The organism is Priestia sp. KCTC 13724 (assembly GCF_056820425.1).
The window spans coordinates 1-859 of record NZ_JBXDLD010000039.1; the positions used below are offsets into that span (position 1 = coordinate 1).

Here is an 859-nt window from a genome sequence, read left to right on the forward strand (position 1 = left end):
TCATTGGTAAGTGTTACCCTTATACTTCAACAGAGAGTAATTGTAATCCTTTAATTCAACTTATATAGAATAAATAAACTGTAGAGAAAAGAAAGAGAATGAGACATCGTCTGCGTCATTTCCTGTAAGGTAGAGCCATAAACCCCAAACCAAAATACAATATTTAAAGGATTTAATAACGCAATTAAAAAACCAACGAAAAATGTTTTATACCACGGAGCCAAAGTGGTTGTCATATCTTCCTGCTTGAACGAATGCTGTTTCGATAGGTTGCTTATTCCGAGTTTAATGAGAAAAAAACCGCCTAACAAATATGTAAACACAACCACAAATTGATGTTGAAATAAATGTTCAGCTCCTAAATAAATGACGACTAGAAACAGGAAATCTCCCGTAACTCCTCCCAGACCGATAAGCCAAGAAGGCCAAAAACCACCTGCAATTCCTCGCTTGATCATCTCAACTTTAATCGGCCCTAATGGTGCTGCAAGACTGATTCCCAATACCACTAGATGAATAATTAGAATAGTCACGTTATCCCTCCAACTCCATAGCTTGTCTTTCTATAAGATATGACCATACCTTTTGAGATAGTCTACTTAGCTGCGAATTGCTGCATAACGGCTCGGTAAAAGATTGAACTATTATGACTAAATACTTATCTAGCACATTTAAATGAAATAATAGGTTTACATACCAATAATTAGGGGACTTAGCTTATAAGAATGACATTACTTTATTAGGAGGAGAGTTGAAAATCAACAATAATACGAAAACAGTTGAAAACAAGGTAACTACTCAGACCCTATGGAATTTTTTAAAAATAAACCTGCCTTCACGTTTGATTTCTTGATAACTA

1 protein-coding gene is annotated in these 859 nt (G+C 34.9%); it reads right to left on the reverse strand.

Features of this window, described 5'->3' with window-relative positions; translation table 11 throughout:
* Positions 1–50: 50 nt before the first annotated feature.
* Positions 51–533, reverse strand: a complete 483-nt coding sequence (locus AC1UFB_RS06155) for a LysE family transporter (protein WP_482588765.1) — start codon at positions 531–533, stop codon at positions 51–53.
* Positions 534–859: the final 326 nt, after the last annotated feature.